Source organism: Streptosporangium heterodermiicola (assembly GCF_051390675.1).
Classification (GTDB): Bacteria; Actinomycetota; Actinomycetes; order Streptosporangiales; family Streptosporangiaceae; genus Streptosporangium.
In genome coordinates, this window is sequence record NZ_JBPJSR010000004.1 from 44,120 (window position 1) to 64,367 (window position 20,248).

The 20,248-nt window shown below is 71.3% G+C and carries 23 protein-coding genes; 16 read left to right on the plus strand and 7 right to left on the minus strand.

All coding sequences use genetic code 11. The features are described 5' to 3' along the window. The first annotated feature begins 451 nt into the window (after positions 1-451). Together ACSC1Q_RS10060 and ACSC1Q_RS10065 are read left to right on the plus strand one after the other, a co-directional pair. The gene (locus ACSC1Q_RS10060; protein WP_436758395.1) at positions 452-901 is read left to right on the plus strand and encodes a phosphatase domain-containing protein; all 450 of its coding nucleotides are present in this window, start codon (positions 452-454) and stop codon (positions 899-901) included. A 167-nt stretch (positions 902-1,068) separates the two neighbouring features. Next, positions 1,069-1,851: a VOC family protein gene (locus tag ACSC1Q_RS10065; protein ID WP_436758396.1), complete on the plus strand. Its 783-nt coding sequence runs from the start codon at positions 1,069-1,071 to the stop codon at positions 1,849-1,851. A gap of 106 nt (positions 1,852-1,957) precedes the next feature. On the opposite strand, the gene ACSC1Q_RS10070 is transcribed toward ACSC1Q_RS10065, so the two are convergent. The 3 genes from ACSC1Q_RS10070 to ACSC1Q_RS10080 form a co-directional block, all read right to left on the minus strand. Beyond that, a complete protein-coding gene (locus ACSC1Q_RS10070) occupies positions 1,958-3,205 on the minus strand; it encodes a Dyp-type peroxidase (RefSeq protein WP_436758397.1) in 1,248 nt (415 codons plus the stop codon). Between the two features lie 28 nt (positions 3,206-3,233). Next, on the minus strand, positions 3,234-3,944 hold the full coding sequence (locus ACSC1Q_RS10075; RefSeq protein WP_436758398.1) for a copper chaperone PCu(A)C: 711 nt from the start codon (positions 3,942-3,944) through the stop codon (positions 3,234-3,236). A 193-nt stretch (positions 3,945-4,137) separates the two neighbouring features. Continuing rightward, positions 4,138-4,704: an MFS transporter gene (locus ACSC1Q_RS10080; protein WP_436758399.1), complete on the minus strand. Its 567-nt coding sequence runs from the start codon at positions 4,702-4,704 to the stop codon at positions 4,138-4,140. Between the two features lie 302 nt (positions 4,705-5,006). Here ACSC1Q_RS10080 and ACSC1Q_RS10085 point away from each other — a divergent pair, with 302 nt between their 5' ends. The 4 genes from ACSC1Q_RS10085 to ACSC1Q_RS10100 all read left to right on the plus strand — a co-directional run bounded on the left by ACSC1Q_RS10085 (position 5,007) and on the right by ACSC1Q_RS10100 (position 7,950). Further along, positions 5,007-5,699 carry a DUF998 domain-containing protein gene (locus ACSC1Q_RS10085; protein ID WP_436758400.1) on the plus strand — a complete coding sequence of 231 codons (693 nt, stop codon included), beginning with the start codon at positions 5,007-5,009 and terminating at the stop codon, positions 5,697-5,699. Positions 5,700-5,798: 99 nt separating this feature from the next. After that, on the plus strand, positions 5,799-6,170 hold the full coding sequence (locus ACSC1Q_RS10090) for a YciI family protein (RefSeq protein ID WP_436758401.1): 372 nt from the start codon (positions 5,799-5,801) through the stop codon (positions 6,168-6,170). Positions 6,171-6,245: 75 nt separating this feature from the next. Further along, entirely contained in the window at positions 6,246-7,505 is a 1,260-nt protein-coding gene (locus tag ACSC1Q_RS10095) for an RNA polymerase sigma factor (protein ID WP_436758402.1), read from the plus strand. A 157-nt stretch (positions 7,506-7,662) separates the two neighbouring features. Further along, the gene (locus ACSC1Q_RS10100; protein WP_436758403.1) at positions 7,663-7,950 is read left to right on the plus strand and encodes a YiaA/YiaB family inner membrane protein; all 288 of its coding nucleotides are present in this window, start codon (positions 7,663-7,665) and stop codon (positions 7,948-7,950) included. A 128-nt stretch (positions 7,951-8,078) separates the two neighbouring features. Here ACSC1Q_RS10100 and ACSC1Q_RS10105 read toward each other — a convergent pair whose 3' ends face one another. Next, the gene (locus ACSC1Q_RS10105) at positions 8,079-8,588 is read right to left on the minus strand and encodes a winged helix-turn-helix transcriptional regulator (RefSeq protein ID WP_436758404.1); all 510 of its coding nucleotides are present in this window, start codon (positions 8,586-8,588) and stop codon (positions 8,079-8,081) included. 97 nt (positions 8,589-8,685) lie between these two features. Between ACSC1Q_RS10105 and ACSC1Q_RS10110 the strand changes: the two genes are divergently transcribed. The 6 genes from ACSC1Q_RS10110 (at position 8,686) to ACSC1Q_RS10135 (ending at position 11,886) form a co-directional block, all read left to right on the plus strand. Next, positions 8,686-9,363 carry a DUF899 domain-containing protein gene (locus ACSC1Q_RS10110; RefSeq protein ID WP_436758405.1) on the plus strand — a complete coding sequence of 226 codons (678 nt, stop codon included), beginning with the start codon at positions 8,686-8,688 and terminating at the stop codon, positions 9,361-9,363. A gap of 47 nt (positions 9,364-9,410) precedes the next feature. Continuing rightward, positions 9,411-9,947 (plus strand): pyridoxamine 5'-phosphate oxidase family protein, encoded by a 537-nt coding sequence (locus ACSC1Q_RS10115; protein ID WP_436758406.1) that lies wholly within the window; start codon positions 9,411-9,413, stop codon positions 9,945-9,947. A 329-nt stretch (positions 9,948-10,276) separates the two neighbouring features. Then, positions 10,277-10,828, plus strand: coding sequence for a TetR/AcrR family transcriptional regulator (locus tag ACSC1Q_RS10120; protein ID WP_436758407.1), 552 nt, complete (start codon positions 10,277-10,279; stop codon positions 10,826-10,828). Between the two features lie 79 nt (positions 10,829-10,907). Next, on the plus strand, positions 10,908-11,129 hold the full coding sequence (locus ACSC1Q_RS10125; RefSeq protein WP_436758408.1) for a hypothetical protein: 222 nt from the start codon (positions 10,908-10,910) through the stop codon (positions 11,127-11,129). A 28-nt stretch (positions 11,130-11,157) separates the two neighbouring features. Further along, positions 11,158-11,511 (plus strand): STAS domain-containing protein, encoded by a 354-nt coding sequence (locus ACSC1Q_RS10130; protein ID WP_436758409.1) that lies wholly within the window; start codon positions 11,158-11,160, stop codon positions 11,509-11,511. Between the two features lie 177 nt (positions 11,512-11,688). Beyond that, the gene (locus ACSC1Q_RS10135) at positions 11,689-11,886 is read left to right on the plus strand and encodes a hypothetical protein (RefSeq protein ID WP_436758410.1); all 198 of its coding nucleotides are present in this window, start codon (positions 11,689-11,691) and stop codon (positions 11,884-11,886) included. Between the two features lie 161 nt (positions 11,887-12,047). On the opposite strand, the gene ACSC1Q_RS10140 is transcribed toward ACSC1Q_RS10135, so the two are convergent. Next, positions 12,048-12,530 (minus strand): MarR family winged helix-turn-helix transcriptional regulator, encoded by a 483-nt coding sequence (locus ACSC1Q_RS10140; protein ID WP_436758411.1) that lies wholly within the window; start codon positions 12,528-12,530, stop codon positions 12,048-12,050. Positions 12,531-12,661: 131 nt separating this feature from the next. On the opposite strand from ACSC1Q_RS10140, the gene ACSC1Q_RS10145 reads away from it, so the two are divergent. The 4 genes from ACSC1Q_RS10145 to ACSC1Q_RS10160 all read left to right on the plus strand — a co-directional run bounded on the left by ACSC1Q_RS10145 (position 12,662) and on the right by ACSC1Q_RS10160 (position 15,869). Next, positions 12,662-13,081, plus strand: a complete 420-nt coding sequence (locus ACSC1Q_RS10145) for an HGxxPAAW family protein (protein WP_436758412.1) — start codon at positions 12,662-12,664, stop codon at positions 13,079-13,081. Positions 13,082-13,438: 357 nt separating this feature from the next. Further along, positions 13,439-14,293: an STAS domain-containing protein gene (locus tag ACSC1Q_RS10150; RefSeq protein WP_436758413.1), complete on the plus strand. Its 855-nt coding sequence runs from the start codon at positions 13,439-13,441 to the stop codon at positions 14,291-14,293. A gap of 199 nt (positions 14,294-14,492) precedes the next feature. After that, the gene (locus ACSC1Q_RS10155; RefSeq protein ID WP_436758414.1) at positions 14,493-15,176 is read left to right on the plus strand and encodes a hypothetical protein; all 684 of its coding nucleotides are present in this window, start codon (positions 14,493-14,495) and stop codon (positions 15,174-15,176) included. 51 nt (positions 15,177-15,227) lie between these two features. Further along, the gene (locus ACSC1Q_RS10160; protein ID WP_436758415.1) at positions 15,228-15,869 is read left to right on the plus strand and encodes a thymidylate synthase family protein; all 642 of its coding nucleotides are present in this window, start codon (positions 15,228-15,230) and stop codon (positions 15,867-15,869) included. Between the two features lie 247 nt (positions 15,870-16,116). Here ACSC1Q_RS10160 and ACSC1Q_RS10165 read toward each other — a convergent pair whose 3' ends face one another. Both ACSC1Q_RS10165 and ACSC1Q_RS10170 read right to left on the minus strand, forming a co-directional pair. Further along, positions 16,117-17,661, minus strand: coding sequence for an ankyrin repeat domain-containing protein (locus ACSC1Q_RS10165; protein ID WP_436758416.1), 1,545 nt, complete (start codon positions 17,659-17,661; stop codon positions 16,117-16,119). A gap of 273 nt (positions 17,662-17,934) precedes the next feature. After that, entirely contained in the window at positions 17,935-20,169 is a 2,235-nt protein-coding gene (locus ACSC1Q_RS10170) for a heavy metal translocating P-type ATPase (protein ID WP_436758812.1), read from the minus strand. Positions 20,170-20,248 lie beyond the last annotated feature (79 nt).

Sequence of the window (20,248 nt, forward strand, 5' to 3'; positions counted from 1 at the left end):
CAAGGCGCTCCCAAAGAAGCCCTTCCGCACACGTGTCCAGGACAACAAGGCCGACCTCCCGCAAGAATTCCGACAAATAGTGTCGAATTAAGTAACGGGGGGCCGAGCTTTCCGCAGCGATATTGTCCTGACCACGGCTTTAGGAGGATAACCAGGCCATCAGCAGCCGAAACGTTAGGCGCGCGGCAATCACGATCTTTCAAATTATGGCATTACCGGCGATCCACTTTCTTTACCGGCACGGCTTTTCACAAAAGCCATCGATTGCGACTCATCGGATATTGGATATTACGGGAGGAAGTCGGATTGGATGTCTATCTGACGATGCCCCGGCCTGACGATGCCCCGGCCCGGATCGAGGTCCGCCCGCCGGCGCCGGAAGCGCGGTCGGCAGCGGGTGGGCGAGCGCGTGACGCCCCGCCACGGGGCGGCGGTGAGCGACAATCACCTCATGACGGCATCACTGACCGGAGCGGTCCGGTTCCCCGACGGTGTCAGGGTTCGCGGCCGGGGACTGCGCGATGCCGCTCCCACCGGCCCGGCACCCGACTTCGCGCTCTATCTCGGTTCCGCACGCCTTCGGCAACGACACCAGGACGCTCTGCGGTGGCCGCACGAATGGATCCGCTGGCCGGACTTCCTGCTGCCCGTGGACCGGCACGCGGCCGCACGCTCCATCGTCCACCTGCACGACCAGGCGCGATCGGGGCTCGGCGTCGAGGTCGCCTGCGGCGGCGGGGTCGGCAGGACCGGCACCGTCATGGCCTGCCTCGCCACCCTCACCGGCCTGCCCCCTCGGGAGGCCGTCGAGTGGACGCGTGAGCACTACCATCACCGTGCGGTCGAGACCCCCTGGCAACGGCGGTGGGTGACATGGTTCTCCACCCACTCCGGTACGTGACCCCGCGAAGCACCCGTCCCGGACGTCTCGTTCGGTAGCGTCTGGGGACCGTCTCGGTCCGCGCGCCCGCCACCGGGCGAGCGCGGCATGCGGGAACACAGAGGAACGCAGAGGAATGCAGGGGAATGCAGGGGAATGCAGGGGAATGCAGGGGAAGGGAATCGGCCATGCCGGGGAGAACCTCGTACGAACCGGGAACGTTCTGCTGGGCGGACCTCAACGCGCCCGATCCGGACGCGGCCACGGCCTTCTACACCGGCCTGTTCGGCTGGCACGCGCACCTCGACCCCGACCCCCTGGTCGCGGGCCACGTCACGCTGACCCTCGACGGTGACCTGAGCCGTCCGGTGGCCGCGCTGATGCCGATGATCGCCGAGGCGCCGCCCGGCACACCGGCCTTCTGGACCACCTACGTCAGCGTCGCCGACGTCGACGCCACGGCCGAGCTCGTACGGGACGCGGGCGGCCAGGTGTTCATGGGGCCGATGGACAGCGGGGAACTGTGCCGCTTCGCGCTGCTGTTCGACCCGCAGGGCGCGCTGGCCGGGCTCTGGCAGGCCAAGGACTTCCACGGCGCCGGGGTCGTCGGCGAGCCGGGCGCGTACTGCTGGAGCGAGCTGACCGTACGCGACGTCGAGGCCGCCGGGGCGTTCTACGGGACGGTGCTCGGCTGGAAGGGCGACACCGGCCCCGCCTCCCACACCGAGTGGCGCGCACCCGGCGGCACGCCCGCCGGGTGGACGGTCCGGATGGACGAGCGGTGGCCCGCCGAGACCCCGGCCCGCTGGACGGCCACCTTCGCGGTGTCCGACTGCGACGCCGTCGCCGCACGCGCCGCCGAGCTGGGCGGCACGGTGGCGATGGCACCCCACGACGTCCCGGCCGGGCGGTCCGCCCTGCTCAACGATCCCCAGGGCGGGCGCTTCTCGATCATCCAGCCGAACCCCTGACCGGGTCCCGCTGGTTCGGGGACCCGGTCAGCGGAACGAGGGGCGGCCGCCGTACGCCCGTGACGGCACGGACGCCACGGGTGTCACGGGCGTACGGCGGCCCCCGTCAGGTGAGGAGGCTGTCCCCGATCCAGCCGCTGGGGGAGCAGCCCGGCGGGATCGCGAAGACTGCCGAGCCGATCGGGGTCGTCCACTCGTTGAGCAGGTCGGCCTCGGCCAGCCTGCGCTGGATCGGGACGAACTGCCGGGAGACGTCTGCCTGGTAGGAGGCGAACAGCAGCCCGGAGTCGGCGTGCCCCTCCGGGGTGAGCCCCTCGTCGTAGTTGTAGACCCTGCGCAGGATCCGCAGGTTCGGGTCGGCGACATGGGCCCGGCGGATGTGGGCCTGCTCGGAGATGACCGGGAAGCCGATCGCGTTGAGCTTCTCGAAGTCGGCCACGTCATGCTCGTCGCGCCCGGTGAGCGGGGCACCGTTGTCCAGACGCCGGCCCACGCTGAACTCCTTGGCGACCCGGTCCACGGCGTCCCAGGTCTCCATCTCCGCCCGGATGCGCCGCAGCACCAGCGTGGTGCCGCCGCGCAGCCACTCGGGGCCGTCGCTCACCCACACGGCCCGGTCGAACCCGGGAGCGCCGGGCGCCGGGTTGACGGTCCCGTCGAGCTGGCCCATCACGTTGCGCTGGGTCTGCCCGGCGGGCTGGGTGCCCGCGCCGCGCCGGAAGCCCCGCTGGGTCCAGCGGACCTTCGCGAAGGAACGGGCGTCCTTGACGATCATGCGCAGGGCGTGGGTCAGGGTGAGGGAGTCGTCGGCGCAGATCTGTAGCAGCAGGTCCCCGCCGCTCCACTCCTTCCTGAGCCTGTCGACCGCGAAGGCGGGCAGCGGCGCCGCCGCCTCCGGACGGCGGTCGGCGAGCCCTGCCGCCGCGAAGAGGCCGGGACCGAACCCGAAGGTCACGGTGAGCCGGGCGGGCAGGACGGCCAGCTCGGGCTCGGTGTCGGCGAGGGCCGGCCTGCCCTGGGTCAGCCGCCGGGCGTCGTCGGTGAGCAGCCGCATCATCCGGACCAGCGCCTCACGGCCGGTGTCCGGCAGCAGATCCAGGCCGACGAACACCCCGTACGTCTGGGGCGCCGTCGCGATCCCGGCCTGGTGGACCCCGTCGAAGGGTTCCGTTAAGGAACCCCCGGAACCCCCGGAGCCTCCGGAGACAGGGGATGCCACCGAGGCGGCCTGGGGATCGGCTTGGGGGGCGACCGGGGGGACAGCCTGGTCGGGGGCGCACCCGGCGAGGGCGCCGACCGCGGTGGCGGCGCCTCCCGCGAGCAGTCCCCTACGGCTGAGTCGGGGTTCCCGCATGAGTTCTTCTCCGTTTCCCGCTTCCCGGTCAGCCGTCGCTCTCGCCCATGTCCATGCCCTTGTCGCCCTTGTCGCCCTTGTCGCCCTTGTCGTCTCCCATGTCCATGCCGGGCTGGTAGTCCTCCTTGCCCCCCGCGAATTCCTTGCCGACCGCGGTGAACTCCACGGTCTTGCCGTCCTTGAGGGTGAGGGTGAAGGGGATCTGCGCGCCGGGCTTCACCGCTTCGGTGATGCCCATCAACATGATGTGGTCGCCGCCGGGCTGGAGGTGGTGGGTGCCCTTCGCGGGGATCACGATCCCGCCCTCCTTGGGCCGCATGATCATCTTTCCCTTGGAGTCGACGACCTCGTGCAACTCGATCTTCGGAGACAGCGGCGAGGCGCCGGAGACGATCGTCACCTCGGCGTCGGTGTTGTTGACCAGGGTGCCGAAGGCGGCGCTCATCCCCTTCTTCGCGGTCTTCACCCACGGATCGGTGATCGTCACCTCGGCGACGGCGGCGGGGGTGGCCGCGGGTACGGCGGGCGCGGCGGCACTCGGGGCGGTGGCCGGGGCCGTGGCGCCCTGGGAACCACACGCGCCCAGGACCATCACGGCCGCGACCAGGACACCCGCGGAGGCGGTACGGCGGATTCCGGCGCGGCCGACCCCACGACGGCCGATCACGGCGAGGCCGATTCCGGCATGGTCGATCACGGCGAGGTCGATTCCGGCACGGTTGACACGACGAGCAGACACGTTGACGCCTTTCTTCTGGCCGGACCGGCGGGCCGCGGCGGAACGCCGCCTCGATAGGGCCATGCCGGGCACGCGGCCGGGATTGTCACGCTGATTCGATCCGCCGAGCGGCCGGGAGGCCGCGTCGGCGCGGGCCCGCGCGTACGTACGCGCGGGTGCGGGAACGAGTCGCGCCCCCGGGTGACCTGGGCGGTCAGCCGGAGGTGGCGGTGACGATCCGGGGAGGGCCGCGCCGGCTGACGACGTGGCGCAACACGGCCGGGCGGAGGACTCCCGGCTCGATCGCGGCCGCGGTGAGGAAGGACGCGTACTCCGGGGTCACGACCACGATGAGCACGCGGCGCAGCCGGACGCCGAGCCGCCGGAGCAGTGCCCACAGCACCGCCTCGCCGCGCGCCAGCCACAGCGCGGTCAGCCCGACGGCCCAGCCGTGCGCCACCAGCATGCCCAGGCCGGGCAGCAGCCCCGAGTGGGCATGCCCGATCATCTCGGCCATCTCGGCGGGGGACGCGGCGTGCGCGAGGGAGAACAGCACGTGCAGCCCGGCCTGCGCGCCCGCCAGCAGCGGCAGGATCACCGCCAGCGTCCGCTCGCGCCCCGAAGCGGCGAGAGCGGCGGCGAAGGCGAGCACCAGGGCCACGGTCGCGGCCGGCACGGAGACCGAGCCTCCCGCGAGGACGTGCGCCATCACGCTCAGCCCCAGGCAGACCGCCGCGAAGGCGGCCGCGCGGGCGAGGCGGAGGAGCGGCGTCGCGGGCATGATGGGGAAATCATCCCACGCCGTCCCGGCGGTACGAAGTCCGGCGCCCACGGGGGTTCGCGCTCGCGCCACCGCCTCGCGCCTCCGGAGCCTCGGGGCGCCCCCACCACGGATCGTGATCCCTCCACCCGAACCCTTGTTCTCGCAGCTCGGAGTGGCGGAGGTCACCCCGGGGACATCGGTTCCAAAAAATCTCGAAAGAAATCCGGGCGCCGTGTCGAATCGGGCCGAGCCCGTTCGAAGCGTGGTCAGAGGGCCGGGAGGAACACGGGAACCGGCCCGGGACACGTGAGGAGAAGGCCATGGCCCAGCAGACGACGAGCACCGCGAACACGGTGGCCCGCGACCCCCGGACGAGCGTCACCAGGTCGCTCCTGGTCTACGGCGTCATCGCCGGGCCGCTGTACATCGCGGTGTCCCTCGCCCAGGCGCTGACCCGGGAGGGCTTCGACCTCACCCGCCACGCGTGGAGCATGCTCGCCAACGGCGGCCCCGGCTGGATCCAGATCGCCAACCTCGTCGTCGCCGGCCTGGCGAGCGTCGCCTGCGCGGCCGGCCTGCGCCGGGCTCTGCTCCCGGGGCGCGGGGCGACCTGGGCTCCCCGGCTCGTCGGCGCGTACGGGGTGAGCCTGGTCGGCGCGGGGATCTTCAGGGCGGACCCGGGGATGGGCTTCCCCGCCGGGACGCCCGAGGGCCCGGGACCGGTCAGCTGGCACGGGATGCTCCACTTCGCCTGCGGCGCCGTCGGCTTCCTGTGCGTGATCGCCGCCTGCTTCGTCATCGGCCGCCGGTTCGCGGCGGAGGGCCGTACGGGATGGGCCGTCTGCTCGGGGCTCACCGGCGCGCTGTTCCTCGTGACCTTCGCCGCCATGGCGAGCGGCGGGGGCGCCGTCTGGGCCAACCTGGCCTTCGTCACCGGGATCGTGGTCATCTGGGGATGGCTCTCGGCCCTATCGCTCCACCTCTACCGGCGCACCGCGCCCCGGCACGCCTGACCCGGCCGGACCGTCCGGCGACAACACGACCTTCGGCGACAACACGACCTTCGGCGACAACACGACCTTCGGCAGACAACAGGACCAAGGAGAAACACGATGCGATACATGGCCACCCTCAAGGTCACCCACCGGCCCGACACCCCGCCGCCCGCCGAGCTGATGGAGGCCATCGCCAAGCTCGGCGAGGAGGCCACCAGGGCGGGCGTGCTGCTCGACACCGCCGGGCTGGCGCCGAGCACGCAAGGCGCGCGGATCGAGCTCACCGGGGGCAGGCTGAGCGTCACGGACGGCCCGTTCGCCGAGGCGAAGGAGCTGATCAGCTATGCCGTTTACCAGGTCCGGTCGAAGGAGGAGGCCATGGAGTGGGTCTCCCGTTTCATGAGGCTCCACCGCGACCACTGGGAGGGCTGGGAGGGTGAGAGCGACCTTCACCGCGTCTTCGGCCCGGAGGACTTCGCCCCCGCGTGAAGCCGTCGCCCGCGGTGTCGCCCCGGCGTCGCGGGCGGTGTCGCGGGCGGGGGCGACGTGCTTGGATCGGGGAGCATGACGGTTGGGGATCCTCACCGGGTGGTCGAGGCGGTCTGGCGGATCGAGTCCGCGAGAGTGATCGCGGGGCTCTCCCGGATGGTGCACGACGTCGGACTGGCCGAGGAGCTGGCGCAGGACGCCCTGGTCATCGCACTGGAGCAGTGGCCCAAGACAGGCGTACCGGATAACCCCGGTGCCTGGCTCATGCTCACCGCCAAGCATCGGGCGATCGACCTGCTGCGCCGCGGGAACCGGTACGAACGGAAGCTCGAAGAGGTCGGCCGGGACATGGAGATCCGCCGGGAGTCGGCCGAGGCCGAGCTGGACGACGCCCTCGACGATCACATCGGCGACGACGTGCTGCGTCTCCTCTTCACCGCCTGCCACCCCGTACTGTCCACGGAAGGGCGGCTGGCGCTCACCCTGCGCCTGCTCGGCGGCCTGACGACGGAGGAGATCGCGCGCGCCTTCCTGGTGCCCGAGCCGACCGTCGGCCAGCGGATCTTCCGGGCCAAGCGCACCCTCACCGAGAAGCGGGTACGGATCGAGATGCCCGCCCCGGCCGAGCTGGGTGACCGGCTCTCGTCCGTCCTGGAGGTCGTCTACCTCATCTTCAACGAGGGTTACTCGGCGACCTCCGGTGACGACTGGATGCGCCCCTCGCTCTGCGAGGAGGCGCTGCGCCTGGGCCGGATCCTGGCGGGTCTCATGCCGGGGGAGTCAGAGGTGCACGGCCTCGTCGCCCTGATGGAGATCCAGGCGTCCCGCACCCGCGCCAGGACGGGACCGGGTGGCGAGCCGGTCCTGCTGCTCGACCAGGACCGGGGACTGTGGGACCGGCTGCTCGTCCGCCGGGGGCTGGAGTCGCTCGCCCGCGCCGAGGGGCTCGGCACGCTGGGCCCGTACGGCCTGCAGGCCGCGATCGCCGCCTGCCACGCCCGCGCGCCGTCCGCCGGCGACACGGACTGGGAGCGGATGGCCGCCCTGTACCGGGTGCTCGCCCACGTCGCCCCCTCCCCCGTGGTGGAGCTGAACCGCGCGGTCGCGGTGGGCATGGCGTACGGCCCGGAACGCGGCCTGGAGATCGTGGACGGGCTGGTGACGGAGCGCGCGCTCAAGGGCTACCCGCTGCTGGCCGCCGTACGGGGTGATCTGCTCGTGAAGCTGGGCCGCCTCGACGAGGCGCGCGAGGAGTTCGAACGGGCCGCCGGGCTCACCCGCAACGAGCGCGAGCGGGCCCTCTTCCTCGCCCGCGCGACCGCCCCGGACGGTTGACGGGCACCGGGCCACCGCTGGGGATCCGCTTCACCGCCAAGGGCCTGACCCACCGCTGAGAACCTGCCTCGCGCCGAGGGCCGCGGCCGTCGTACTCACCGGTAACTAAGTAGCGGCGCTCACGATCCCGGAGCGGATCCTCGCGACGATGGTGCGCATGACGACACGACCGGCGAAAAACAGGACGACGACCGCTTTCTACGCGCAGGCCGTCATCTCCTTCGGACTGTCCGTGGCGGCCCTGGGGATCGGCATCGCCTACCTGCCCGTGACCACCTGGGTCCGGTCCTTCATGGGGCTCGGGCTGCTCTACGTGGTGACGTCGACGTTCACGCTCGCCAAGTGCGTCCGGGACCGGAACGAGGAGGCCTCCGTCGTCAGCCGCGTCGACCAGGCCAGGCTGGACAAGCTGCTGGCCGAGCACGACCCCTTCAAGAACGACTGACGCCCGCACGGATCCGCCGGCCGCGTCCGGCGCCCGCGTCCGGCGCCCGGGTTGGCGGGCGCGGCTCGGGGCCCGGCGCGCTCGTACCTCGTCCGTACCGGCCTGATCGGACGCCCCTGCGGGGCCCCTCAGGGCCCGGCGTGCTCGTACCGGTCCGTACCGGCCTGATCGGACGCCCCGGCCGGGGCCCCGGCACCGGGGCCGGGCAGCACGTCGACGTCGGCGGCGCCCATCGGCCGGTCGCACACCGCGCAGCGCAGCTCGACGTGGCTGATCTCACCGCAGGCGTGGTGGCGGTAGAGGACGGGCGGACCGGCCTCGCCCGCCGTCCACCGGTCGCCCCAGCGCACCATCACCAGGAGCAGGTCGCACAGCTCCAGGCCCTTGGTGGTGAGCGTGTACTCGTGGCGGGGCGGCCGGCTCGAATACTCCCTCCGCTCCAGCACGCCGTTCTCGACCAGCCACTTGAGCCGCTCGGTGAGCACCTTGCGTGAGATGTCCAGGCTCTGCTGGATCTGGTCGAAGCGGCTGATGCCGACATAGACGTTCCGCAGGATCAGCGGCGACCAGGGCTCACCGATGACGTCCAGCGTTCGGGCGATCGAGCAGGCCATGTCACCGAATCGGGTTCGCTGCATGAGGGCAGTCTAGGCGAGAGGGTTCCCTTAAGGAACGTTCTCCTGTTACCGTCTCCCCAGTCAGTTCCTTGAAGGAACCAACCGAGGGGGGCACGTCGTGAACAGTTCCCAGGTCGTCTCGGCCCAGGAGTGGCAGGCCGCGCGGGAAGCACTGCTGGTGAAGGAGAAGGAACACACCCGCGCGCTGGACGCGCTCGCCGCGGAGCGGCGCAGGATGCCGATGGTCAGGGTCGGCGGAGACGGCGAGGAAGGGGACGGCGGCGGATACGTGTTCGAGGGCCCGGACGGGCCGGTGAGCCTGCTCGACCTGTTCGACGGGCGACGCCAGCTCATCGTCTACAGCTTCATGTGGCTGGGCGGCGACGCCTTCTGTCCGGGATGTTCGATGTTCACCGACAACGTCGGGCATCTGAGCCATCTCCACGCGCGCGACACCTCCCTGGTCCTGGTGTCCCGCGGCCCGCTGGCCGAGATCATCCCGTTCAAGGAGCGCATGGGCTGGACGATCCCGTGGTTCTCCTCACTGGGCAACGACTTCAACGACGACATGGGAGCGGACGACGGGTTCGCGCTGAACGTCTTCCTCCGGGACGGCGACACCGTCTACCGCACCTACTTCACCTCGGGGCGGGGAGTCGAGCGGCTCGGCAGCGGCTGGACCTTCCTCGACCTGACGCCGTTCGGCCGGCAGGAGACCTGGGAGGACTCCCCCGAGGACCGGCCACAGAGCGGGCCCTACGCGTGGTGGCGCCTGCACGACGAGTACGAGGCCTGAGCACCACCCGATCGACCGTCACCCGACGAGGAGTCAGGACCCCGAGGATGAGCAGACCCGCGACGACCGGGACGACACCCGTCGCCGAGCTCCTGTTCGGCGAGGCCGACGCGACACCGATCAGCACGGACGAAGCGACGATCAAACCGTGGGACGAGGCGCGGGCGTGCCTGGAGTCCGCGCAGAAAGCCTGGATCTCGACCGTGTGGCCCGACGGCCGCGCGCACGCCATGCCCGTGATGCCGGTCTGGGCCCGCGACGCGCCCTGGATCGCGACCCGCCCGGGATCCCGCAAGGCCAGGAACCTCGCGGGCAACCCCAGTTGCGTCATCACCGTCGCGGGCGAGACCCTCGACCTCGTGGTCGAGGGCAGGGCCACCCGGGGGCGGGACGAGGACGATCTCCGGCGGGTGGCCGCCGCCTTCGGGGAGAAGTACGGGTGGGAGTTCGCGGTACGCGACGGCTCCGTCTACGAGGACAGCCTTCCCGGCTCACCCGAGTACGGCTTCTACCAGGTCACGCCCACGCGCGCCTTCGGTTACGGCACGGACGGCAGGACGGCGACACGCTGGTGGTTCGGATGACCGGCTCCGCCCGGCCTCACACGCCTGTTCACGCCCGGCCCGTTCCCGGCGGGAGTGGTCCTTGAGCTCGATCGTGTCGTGCGGGCGCACACCCGTACGCCGGAACCCGGCCAGGCCGCGCACGTTCGAGTGGACGTCGTCGGCACCGATCGTCAGGCCGAATGCGTGGGGCGCCCGTCTCGAAGGTGACGTCGATCCCGTCGGCGCCCTCCCACGAGCACTTACCTATCGTTAAGTCAGTCTCCTTCGCCGTGCCGGTACCCTTGGTCCGAGCACGAGGACGCCCGCGCGTACGGGAGGTCCGGCACGAGGACAGGAGAGAGCGACAGGTGGCGAGGCCGTCCGACACCAAGGCACGCATCCAGGCGGTCGCGAGGGAGTTGTTCGCCGAGAAGGGCGTGCAGCAGACGAGCCTGCGCGACATCGCCGACCGCCTCGGGATCACCAAACCCGCGCTCTACTACCATTTCACCTCGCGCGAGGACCTGCTCCGCAGCATCGTCCAGCCACTGATCGACGACGTCGACGCCTTCCTGGCCGACACCGAGGCGAACGCGCCGCAGAGCCCTCGCGATCTTCTCCAGGGCTACTTCGACATCACCTTCCGGCACCGGGAGGTGACCGTGATGGTGGTGCGCGACCTGTCCACCCTGGCCCATCTCGACCTGGGGCCCCGCATGGGCGACTGGCGGCGTCGGCTCATCGCCCTGTTGCTCGGCCCGGATCCCGACCTGGCCGCCCGCACCCGCGCGGTCGTGGCCATCGGCGGGCTCTCCGACTGCACCGTGGAGTTCGCCGACGTGCCAGCCGCGACGCTCGGCCCCCCGGCGGTGGCCGCCGCGCTGGCGGCACTCGGAGCCGGCCCGCCGACGGCCGGGTGAGCCCCGCGTAACGGATGAGCCCTGCGTGACGGATGAGCCTCGCGTAACGGGTGAGCCCCGCGTGACGGATGAGCCCTGCGTGAAGAACGAACCCCGGAAAGCGGGTTCGCCGGATCGGAGCCCGGTGGAAAGCGAATTCGCCGGGTCGGGTACCGGTGACAGGCGGACCACCGGCTTCGGAAACGTCGGCGACAACGAACAGGCACCACGGAAACGCACCCCGGTGTGGCACACTTTCGACATCGCCACAGCGGCGTCGATCGGTCACACCGCCCATTCCAACGGACGCTCCACGGGCTGACGCCCGCGGCCGCCGATCGGAGGTCCGCATGGACCTGTCCACGCACGCCCACCCAGACTGGATGGTCTGCGACGTCGCAGGGAAGATCGACATCTTCACCGCCAACGCGCTCCGCGAGCACCTGCTGGCCGCGCTGGGCCGCCCGGGATACCGGCTCCTCCTCGACATGTCCATGGTCACCGCCATGGACGCCAGCGGGGTGGCCGTGCTGCTCTCCACCCTGCGCAGGGCCGTACGGCACGGTGGCACACTGCGGCTGATCGCGCCGGCGCCGGTGGTGCGCGGGCTGCTGAAGGTGAGCGGGCTGTCGGGGAGGTTCGCCGTCAGCGCCGATCTGGCCGGCGCGCGGATCGCCGAACCGCTGCCCGCCGCTGTCGGGTGAACCACCGCCCGCACCCTTCGTTCCGGCCCGGAGAGCCCTCGGTGCCGGAGAGTCCTTGGTATCGGAGAGCCCCTGGGTATCGGAGGGCGGAGCGGTTCCGGGCCAGCATCAATTGATTTATTAGTAAAAAGAGCGAGGAAATATCATAAAAGCGTCAAACGAGTTTAAAGTTAGCTCATGGTGACTCACCGCACGGCGGTCGTACCGGCCGATGCCGGAGCTCCCGGCAAGTGTCTCTGCGGCCATCCGGCCGACTACGTGATCGAAACGCGCTGGTTCTCCGGCAGGCACTCCCGCGATCCGGTCTGCGCGCCCCATGTCACCGAGGTCCTCCAGGGAATCGCGAAGCAGAACGCGCGCCGCGACGGCGGATGACCGCTCGACGGGAAACCGCTCGACGGGGACCGGCCGCGCGCCGCTCCCGCTTTCCGGGTCGCCGCCTCCGCCCGCTCTCCTCGCGCTTCTCCCATCCCTCCCGGCCGGCGAACACGTAGGACCTCGGACACTGCGACCAGGCCATGGCACGACGTCCGGCCTCAGGGAGCCGGAGATTCGCGGATCTCGGCGAGAGAGATCCGCATGGCGTCGGCGGCGCGCGTGAACCAGTCGGAGATGGCGGCCAGCTCCTCCGGGCCGTAGCTCTCGAAGAGCTCGGTGAGCCGCCGGTAGGTGGGCTCGTACGCCACCGCGATGCGGGCGGCCGAATCCTTTTCCGGGACAATCCGGACACGACGCCGATCGTCGGGATCGGGAACGCGCCGGGCGTACCCGGCACTCTCCAGGCGATTGACCACCCCGGTGACGGCTCCCGTGGTGAGACCGGCCAGCTCGGCGAGGCGTCCCGCGGTGAGCGCCTCCTCCCCCGCGCCGAGGACGAAGCCCAGACACGTCAGGTCCGTGACGTTGACACCGAGACGCTCGGCGAGCGTGTGCTGCCCGACCAGGCTCAACGCGATCAGCTGGTCCATCCGGGCCAGGACCTCCAGCGGCGAGACGCCGGCTTCCGACTTGCGTTCCACCACAAAGTCTCCTTACCATCTAAGAAACTTAGCTCGTGAGATAAATTATACGAGCGGATTCAACCTAGCGCCTGCCACCCGGCGATCCGCCACGGCCTGCGGAGGGAGGCGCTTCAGATGGAGGAGACATCGTGGGGATAAGGAAAGACCTCGCGGAGTTGGCCGAGATCCACGAAGAGCACGACATGGGACACACCGTGGCGGGCTGGACCGGCTCGATCGTCTGCATCACCGGCTTCGCGATCTCCGGGGTGGCGATGGTGGCCGCCAGCGTCCCCTTCTTCTGGATCGGCGCGGGGGTCGTGGCCCTGGGAGGCGCCCTGGGGTGGCTCCTCCACCAGATGGGCCTCGGCAAGGAGATCGGACCACGCCCGGCGTCCGAACGCGGCATGCACTGGCGTCCGGCATCGAGAACGCCGGGGGCGGTGAGGCTACCGGGAGCGGCGACACGATCCCGTACGGAACCTCATCCTCACCTGTCCGCCCCCGCCCGCCCGGTCCAGCCGACGGCGGCGGCCCGGATCACCTCGGGCCCGCGACCCGGCCCCTGACCTGGCCGTACCCCGCACGATCCATCCGGCCCCGGTGTCACCGGGGCGCGCAGGCCGGTCCCTCGGCAGGGGGGCCGGTCCTTCCGGTTTTCCAGTGCCCGTGCCGGACCGTCCCGTTCCGGTCCGGCGGGCCGTCCGCTCGGGTACGGCCCGGCCCGCGCGGCGGGCCGTCCCTCCGGGACGAATGCGCGGCTGGCCAGGACTTCGAGCGGGCGGCTCTCCTTCCACCACCCGCCAGATAGGACGAAATCACGCAAGTACACTGTAATTCCCCGCCATCGGGGCGACCAGAACTGCATACCTGGTAAGACGGAGGGAACGCCCGCCCTGTGAACTGCGGGTCTAAGGAGTCTTTCCATGCCACCCGAAGGTGTGAACACGCTCTCGATATCGGCCGGTGTACGCGGAAGCGCCATCGTGGTCCGGGCGATCGGCGAGCTCGACTACGATTACGCGCCGACCTTCCGGAGAGAGATCATCCGGGCCTGGAGCATGAGCGCCGACAACTCACTCCCCGAGCTGACGACTCCCTCGCCGCTCGACCCGCCCTCCGACCTCCCGACTCCTACGGCGGCGTTCCCCGGCCTGTCACCGCTTCTCCCGGAGACACCGTTCCTCTCGGAGGCGACGCTTCTCCCGGAGACACCGTTCCTCTCCGGAGTCCCGCTCACCGCAGGAGGTCCGCTCCCCCCGGAGCCGCCGTCACCGCTGTCGCCCGAGCCGCCTTCCCCGTTCTTTCCCGGGAGCCCGCCGCCCCCTTCCCCCGGAAGTCCGCCGCCCCCGGGAAGCCCGCCGCCGCTCTTCCCCGACGGCCCCTCACCCCTCTCCCCGGACAGGCCGCCACCGGACGAGCGACCATCGGACGGGAGGTCACCGGACGGGAGGTCACCGCTCTCCACGGTGACCTCGCTCCCTCCCTCGCCACAAACCCTCTCCGCCTTCGAGGCGTCTCAGGGCACGCGGGTCCAGGTCGAGCCCTGGCTCATCCTCGACCTGGAGGGGCTCACCTTCTGTGACTCCACCGGGCTCGCGGAACTGCTGTGGCTGCTGCGCAGGAGCCAGGAGACCCGGACCCGCCTGGTGCTGGCCGGGGTGAGCCGGACGCTGCGCCACATGATGGCCACCACCGGGCTCCTGACCTACTTCACGATGGCCTCCTCCGTGGAGGAGGCCCTGCTGGACGAGGGGTTCGGGGCGGCGGAGGGGCACTGACACGGGGGGGTGGACGGCGGTTCCGTTCTCCGGCGTGAGGCGAATGCGGAAGACGCGCCCGCGGAGGACATCGCATAGATGTCTGAGACGTATGTCGTTAAAACGCACTCATTCTCCTGACAAGTGGGTCAATATCTTCTTACGGGAAAATCCACTATCCGGCGAAAGTGGGGTCCCGATGCGGAAGATGTCGCCGCGGATGACCGCGGAAGCACTACCCGAGACCCTGGACGGGCTGCCCGTGGCACCCGGGGAATTCCTCGCCCTCGTGTCCGTGGACTTCAGCGGGACCTACCAGGTCTACCTGGCGGCCAAGGACGAGCGCATCAAGATGACCCGGCTGTCCATGAGCCTGCTCGCCGCCCCGTTCGCGGCGGCGGTCGCGCTGGCGAGCGCGAAGGTGGTCAGCCCGGCCATGCTGACCACCTGGCACAACGTCCCCTGGCACCTGTTCGCGATGGTCGCCGCGTTCGGGCTGCTCAGCGTGCTGCCCTTCCTGCGACTGATCGAGGCGGTCAACGCGCACATGAGGACCGCGCGGGCGCTCAACAACTTCCGCCTGCTCTACGCGGTCCACCTCAAGGACCAGTTCTCGGCCCTCGGCTGGACTCCCAACCTGCCGGTGGATCCCCGCTATCCGGAGACGTACGCGCCGATGGCCTGGCCGGGGATCAACGTGATGATGCTGGCCCTGGTCAACAGTTCCTACATCGCGGTCGGCGTGCTCGGGATGATCGGGGCGGCGCCGACCACGGCTCTGCTGATGGTGATCATCGGCCTGCTCGCGCTGGTCCACTATTTCGTCTACTACGTTCGCGCCAATGTCTCCCGGCAACGCCGGCTCCCACACAACCCCTTCCATTTCCCCAACGTGGAGACCTGAATGTCCGACCTCCTCAGATTCGCGTCTTGTGGGGAGACGTGGATCTGGCTGATGCGATACGTGACACACAACGGCGGGCCCGCCCTGGACGACCGCGGCCCGATCATCGAGGCTCCGGCGGTGTTGTTCGAGGTCACCGGCCTGGCCTGGGACGATCCGGTGCTGAAATGCTACGGCGACGCCGGGAAGATCCCGCTGTACTCCAGCAAGTTCAGCGAACGGTCGGTCGTCCCGCCGTTCAAGTACAGCTACGGAGGGCGACTCCGCCAGTTCCTCGGCGTCGACCAGCTCGGCTGGATCTCCGACGTGCTGCGCGCCAAGCCGTACACCAAGAGCGGCTGGATCTCGCTGACCGCCCCCGGTGAGCCTCCGGACGCGGTGCCCTGCCTGACCAGCCTGGCCTTCAGGCTCCGTGCCGGACGGCTCGTCATGACCGCCGCCTTCCGGTCGCAGAACGTGTTCACGTCCTATCTGAACTACGTACCGCTGCGCGGCATCCAGAGCGAGGTCGCGGACGGCCTCACGGTGGGCTGCGGGTCGATGAGGGTGTTCGTCGACGTGCCGCACATCTACACCGCGGACGAGGCCGCGGTCGGAGAGATCCTCCAGCTGTCGGAGCGCGACGGCCCCGGTGAGGGAGGCGGGGGGGAAGCGGCGCCGGGCCCCGGTCATCGGATCTGCCCGATTCCCTGACCTGGCGGCCCGCCGACTCCCTGACCTGGCGGGCCGCCGACGCGAAGACTCGGGCCGCCTCCCGGCACTCACCGTCCCGGGAGGCGGCCCGTGTCAGCGGAGAACACCGGTCCGTGTCAGCGGGAAACACCGGCCCGTGTCGTCAAAGAACACCGGTCCGTGTCAGCGGGAGATACCCCCTCGTGTCGCCGAAGGACACCGGTCCATGCCGCCGGGAGACACCTGCCGGTCACGTCTGCCGGTCACGTCACACGGAGGCGAGGTACGCGGCGACCTCGTGCCGTCCCCCGTGCTCGGCCCATCCCTGGGGCGTGGCGCCGAACTCGGTGTCGCGCGCGGACGGGTCGGCTCCGAGTTCCAGGAGGGCCTTGACCGTGGGCAGGTCCCCGGCCCACGCGGCCTCGTGCAGCGGCGACGCCCGGCGCACGAGGCCGACCTCGAACCCGAGGGAGGCCATCAGCCGCACGGCCTCGACGTTTCCGTGCGCCGCCGCCCGGTTGACCAGGTGCGGTACGCGTTCGACGGCCCTGGCCACCAGGCCCGGATCGGCGTCCGGGCGCTCGGCGCGCATGCAGGCGCCCAGGAACAGGTCGACCTCGTCCAGGGAACCCGTCGCCCCGGCCTCCGCGAGCATCGCGGCCTCCTCGACGTTCCCGCCGAGCACGGCCAGCTCGTAGGGCGTACGGCCCTCGAAGACCGGGTGGCCGGTGCCGGGGCCGTCGACACCCGCGCCGTGCTCGATCAGGAGCCGCAGGCGCCGGGGCCGCCGCGCGATGACCGAGGCGAGCACCTCGTCCTGGAGCATCCGCTCCGGTGTCGCGTGGGCGGGACCGAGGCGCCGGTGCCACGGCCCGCCGTCCCCCCGGCCGAGACCGTACTCGAAGAGCAGTTCCAGGTGCTCGGTGTCGTCGGGGCCGGACCCTCCGAGCCCCCGGTTGTAGAGGGTCTGGCCGTCGTTGGGATCGGCACCCGCCTCCAGCAGGAGCCGGGCCAGCTCGATGGGGCGCGGGTGCGGCGGCTCACCGCGCTCGCCGCCGCCGAAGGCCCCGGTGAGCGCGGTGAACGGCGAGGTCAGCCCGTCCCACAGGTATCCCGCGTCCGGGTCGGCACCGTGCCGGAGCAGCACCCGGGCGGTCTCCAGCGCGTCGCCCCCCTCGACCCGCGAGTACGCCAGGTAGAGCAGCGGCTCCCACCGGTGCGGCCCGCCCTCGGCCCGCGCCTGGGCCGGGTCGGCCGCCAGCGTCGCGGCCATCGCCTCCGCCTGACCGGTCGCGGCCATGGTGTGGACGTTCGCGACCGCGAGTCCAGGATCCAGGGCGAGCGCCCGCGCCGCCTCACGACGGCGCGCCGGGTCGTCGTTCCCGTACGGCAGGCAGGCCAGCCGGAGGAACTCCGCGACCGGGTCCGCGCTCCGGGGCACCAGGTGGGGCGAGCGGGAGTGCCGCGCGAGGACGTCGAGGTGGGCGCGGAGCCGGGGCCAGCTCGCGAAGCCGTACGCCCTCGCGACCGTCAACTGGGCATCGGCCAGCGTGAACCCCTCCCGCGCACGCGGACCCCCGACCGGCGGCGATCCGGCGGACCGCGCCCGGAACTCGGGGAACGAGCGCGGGTCTCCTCCGACCGGTGACGATCCAGCGGGCCGCGCCGGGAGGCCGGGGAACGGGCGGGGGTGGAACTCGGCGACCAGCTCCAGCGCGGCGGTGTCGGCGGCGCGGACCGCCTTCTTGAGACGCTTGGCCTGGTTCCTCAGGTATTCGAGGCTGGGGTTGTCGGGAAGACGGCGAACAGGCACGGATGCCTCCCTTTCGTCACGCCCGACGTCCGCGTGATCGGGCCGAAAAGGAGGTTGGCCGATGAGCAGTGTGGTGCTCAGGTGGGCTCTGCCCTTCCCGCGGACCGGGTGCGCCCTGCCGCGCGGACTCCACCATAACGCCCGCGCCGCCAGGACTCCCCCCACCCGAACGCACCGCCGAAACGCCCCTCACCCGAACGCGCCACCAAGGCGCCTCTCACCCGAACGCGCCACCAGAGCACCCTCACCCGAACGCCCCACGCAGGGCGCCCCTCACCTGAAGCGGCGCAGCCTCAGGCTGTTGCTGACCACGAACACCGAGGAGAGCGCCATCGCGCCCCCGGCGATCATCGGGGTGAGCAGCCCGAGCGCGGCCAGCGGGATGGCCGCGACGTTGTAGGCGAAGGCCCAGAACAGGTTGCCCTTGATGGTGCGCAGCGTTCGGCGGGACAGCCTGATCGCGTCGGCGGCCACCCGCAGGTCGCCCCGGACCAGCGTGAGGTCGGAGGCCTCGATCGCGACGTCGGTGCCGGTGCCCATCGCCATGCCCAGGTCGGCCTGGGCGAGTGCGGCGGCGTCGTTGACCCCGTCGCCGATCATGGCCACGGTGCGGCCCTCGGACTGGAGCCGCTTGACGACCTCCACCTTGTCGGCGGGCAGCACGTCGGCGATCACGTCCTCGATGCCGACGGCCTCGGCGACCGTACGGGCCACCGTCTCGTTGTCGCCGGTCAGCAGGACCGGGCGCAGGCCGAGCGCGCGCAGCGCGGCGACCGCCTCGGCCGAGGTGGGCTTGATCGCGTCGGCGACGGTGAGCACCGCGCGGGCCTTCCCGTCCCAGCCGACCGCGACGGCCGTCTCCCCGCGTGCCCGTGCCCGCTCCAGCTCCTCCTCCAGCTCGGGCGGCAGGTGCTGCGACCAGTCGGCGAGCAGCCGGGGCCGCCCGACGAGCACGGCGTGCCCGTCGACGACGCCCTGGACGCCGAGGCCCTCGACGTTCGCGAAGTCCTCGACCTGGGCGGTGGAGCCCGCCGCGCGGGCGACGGCGCGGGCCACCGGGTGCTCGGAGGCGCCCTCCAGCGCCCCGGCCAGCCGGAGCACCTCCTCGCGCTCCTCACCGGCGGCGGGGAAGACGTCCTTGAGGGTCATCGTGCCCGACGTCACGGTGCCGGTCTTGTCCAGGACCACGGTGTCGATGCCGTGGGTCGACTCCAGCGCCTCCGGACCCTTGATCAGGATGCCCAGCTGGGCGCCCCGGCCGGTGCCGACCATCAGCGCGGTCGGCGTGGCGAGGCCCAGGGCGCAGGGGCAGGCGATGATCAGCACCGCCACGGCGGCGGTGAAGGCCGCGGCGGCTCCGGAGCCGGTACCGAGCCAGAAGCCGAGGGTGGCCACGGACAGCGCGATCACGATCGGCACGAACACCGCGGAGATCCGGTCGGCCAGCCGCTGCACGGCGGCCTTGCCGTTCTGCGCGTCCTCCACCAGCCTGGCCATCTGGGCGAGCTGGGTGTCGGAGCCGACCCGGGTGGCCCTCACCACGAGGCGCCCCCCGGCGTTCACGGTGGCACCGACCACCGCGTCGCCCGGCCGCACCTCGACCGGGACCGACTCGCCGGTCAGCATGGAAGCGTCCACGGCCGAGGACCCCTCCTCGACCACGCCGTCCGTCGCGATCTTCTCCCCCGGCCGTACGACGAAGAGGTCGCCCACCGTGAGCCCGCCGACCGGGACGATCTCCCCGGAGGCCAGCGTGACGTCCTTGGCGCCCATCGACAGCAGCGCGCGGAGCGCGGCACCGGCGCGGCGCTTGGATCGGGCCTCGAAGTAGCGGCCCGCGAGGATGAAGGTGACCACCCCGGCGGCGGCCTCGAAGTAGATGTTCCCCGAGCCGTCGCCCCCGGACAGGGTGAACTCGAAGCCGTGCCGCATGCCCGGCATGCCCGCCGTGCCGAAGAACAGGGCCCAGAGCGACCAGGAGAAGGCGGCGATCGTCCCCAGCGAGACCAGCGTGTCCATGGTCGCGGCGCCGTGCCGCAGGTTGGTCCAGGCCGCCCGGTGGAAGGGCCACCCGCCGTAGACCACGACGGGTCCGGCCAGGGCGAGGGAGAGCCACTGCCAGTTGTCGAACTGCAGCGCCGGGATCATCGCCATCGCGACGACCGGCACCGACAGCACGACCGAGGTGATCAGGCGCTGCCTGAGGGGGGCGAGCCCTGCGCGCTCCCCCTCCCTCTCCTCCTCGTCCGTCCCGTCCCCCTCGGCGGACACCGGCGGAGCGGGCGGTTCGGCGGTGTATCCGGCCTTCTCCACCTCCGCGACCAGGTCCTCGGGGGTGACTCCGGCGGGGTAGGCGACCTTCGCCTTCTCGGTGGCGTAGTTGACGGTCGCGGTCACGCCGTCCAGCTTGTTGAGCTTGCGTTCGATGCGGGCCGCGCAGGAGGCACAGGTCATGCCGCCGATGGCGAGCTCGATCTCACCGTGGGCGGGTGCTTCGCCGGTGGTCATGGACGTCACGGCCTCTCCTCGTGCCTTCTCTGTCTCTGGCTCTGTCTCTGTCGTCGTACGCGGCCCTGAGCCGCCACCG